Source organism: Shewanella mytili, assembly GCF_046765975.1.
GTDB classification, from domain to species: domain Bacteria; phylum Pseudomonadota; class Gammaproteobacteria; order Enterobacterales; family Shewanellaceae; genus Shewanella; species Shewanella mytili.
In genome coordinates, this window is the sequence record NZ_JBKOUD010000031.1 from 1 (window position 1) to 1,993 (window position 1,993).

The following is a 1,993-nucleotide window of genomic DNA, read 5'->3' on the forward strand; positions in this document are numbered from 1 at the left end:
GCACGTTTGCTGATGCAAGTATAATGTGGGCAAGTAAGTGGTACCTGGGCTAGTTGAAATACCGAATTAATAAAGCCTTGCAGCGCTCGCAGTGGCATAGCGAAAACACGTTTAACCATCAGCGCTGTGGTAATGGCTAAGTCGCTAAATACGCGAGGGCGACCTTTTCCAAGTTGCTCGGCCTTGGCTTTCCACTGGGCGATAGCGTCCTCATCAATCCAGAAGGTCAGCGAGCCACGATTGATTAGGGCTTGGTTGTATTGCTTCCAGTTAGTTATTTTATAGCGAAGTTTTGGCACGGTTAAGGGGTTAGTTGATAGGTTATGCCGATCAGATCAGCGGCTACCGTTTTAGTTCAACCGATTTAGGAAACAAAGCCCTAATGAACCAAAACGGGAGACAATATCGCCAATATGGCGTGATTCAAAATAATTCATCGGCAAACGTAGTAAGTGCCTGAGCAAGTTTACACCCATTTGCATATTGAGTAGGCTTGAAAGGCGCAAGATCAACCAACTACGTACAGCGTTAGTGACTACCGAAATAATGGTAACTAGAGCAAAGCCAATCGCTAACACTGTAAGTAATGGCTTATCAAAACTGATTAAGACTTCATCCACCACCCACTGCATATAATAGGGTGTCATTAAAGCAAAGAGTTGCAGTACCAAAGATAAACCGATGAGTTTGACTAAGCCTGATTTTAAGCCCGACATAGAAGGCCACAATTGGGTAAACTTCATTTTGGCTTTATCTTCTTTTATTTCAAATTTACTGGTAGGGGTAAGCTCTAAACAAATACCTGTAAAGTGTTTGCTAAATTCTACCGTTGTTAGCGTGCGTTTACCAACAGCAGGATCATTGATCGCAAACTTGGCACTAGCGCCTTTACCTGAAACCTTGGTTAACACAACAAAGTGATTCATATCCCAATGCAGAATACAGGGTGTTTGTAGTTTATGGACCTCATCAATAGGGCACTGCAAAGCACGACTAGCTAAACCTAGACTGTCACCCAACTCAATAAGTTGTTGAAGGTTCATTCCTTTTAGATTTGCTGAAAGGCATATCAAGTTGATAACCATAATAGCTAGCGACCATTGCCAATGAGGCAAGACCGCATTCTGCAATTTCAGATTGGAGAATGAGAGGGGTAGTATTACCTACTGCAAAAGATATTAACTTGCTAGGAGTATCCATTTATAAGATCACTAAGTTTCATTTTTATAACCATTTATACAAAAATAACAAACCCTTTCCGTCATAAGCTGCAAAAAGTTGAAATCTAAATGATGACTCAATTGTGGCTCATTATTTCTATAATTTAAACAAACAACTAAAACCGCAGTTATTCATCTACTTTTTCAAGAGAGAAAAGTATATCTATATATTTCTGAAGATACATACCACTTAATGAGCAAATAACAATAATCAACTCTATTGGCATGTTTGTAAATTTCGCTAAAATCGCTCCCGTTCCGGCACCTAAGATAATGCTATTAATAATTACATTAGAAAATTTAGGAGTTAATGCACAGTTACAATGAGGACAGTTGAAAAAATCATTTTTTGCGTTTTTTCTTATCCAATTGAAAGATATTTTTTTTCCGCATGACGGACAATTTCTTGAAAACAAAACTTTTCTCCTGTAAATGGGAGAGCTAGACGCACTCCCAAATAGACACTACTGTTACTCGCTAGAGCTTCGTAAAGCTGCACCAGTGGCACGGCTTTGTTTCCTAAATCGACTCAGCGAACAAATCCATCATAATTGTTTAAAGATCATACTACACAGTGAGTTTCAGGCATGTCTAGCCCTGTGAGCTTGTTCAACGCCTTTATCATCGCGTAAGTTTCTCCTACCTGACCGTTATAATTTCGCAGGCTCAATCTGCCACCAAGTAGTTGCTTCACTCTGTACATTGCTGTTTCTGAGATTGACCGCCGATGATAACCATACCGTTTTTTCCACTGTTTATTTGAACCATGAAGC

The 1,993-nt window shown here is 39.7% G+C and carries 4 protein-coding genes and 1 pseudogene; all 5 read right to left on the bottom strand.

Annotated elements, in window-relative coordinates; genetic code table 11:
• On the bottom strand, window positions 1-299 hold a 299-nt coding region (locus ACIDEJ_RS15180), incomplete at its 3' end, for a transposase (RefSeq protein WP_411987625.1).
• Window positions 300-350: 51 nt separating this feature from the next.
• Window positions 351-1,043, bottom strand: a complete 693-nt coding sequence (locus tag ACIDEJ_RS15185) for a cysteine peptidase family C39 domain-containing protein (protein ID WP_411988885.1) — start codon at window positions 1,041-1,043, stop codon at window positions 351-353.
• Window positions 1,021-1,200, bottom strand: coding sequence for a cysteine peptidase family C39 domain-containing protein (locus tag ACIDEJ_RS15190; protein ID WP_411988886.1), 180 nt, complete (start codon window positions 1,198-1,200; stop codon window positions 1,021-1,023). The genes ACIDEJ_RS15185 and ACIDEJ_RS15190 overlap by 23 nt, the downstream gene beginning before the upstream one ends.
• Window positions 1,201-1,348: 148 nt before the next feature.
• Complete coding sequence (locus tag ACIDEJ_RS15195) at window positions 1,349-1,636, bottom strand: hypothetical protein (RefSeq protein ID WP_411988887.1); 288 nt, start codon at window positions 1,634-1,636, stop codon at window positions 1,349-1,351.
• A gap of 146 nt (window positions 1,637-1,782) precedes the next feature.
• Window positions 1,783-1,993: pseudogene (locus ACIDEJ_RS15200) on the bottom strand (IS5/IS1182 family transposase); the annotation flags it as partial.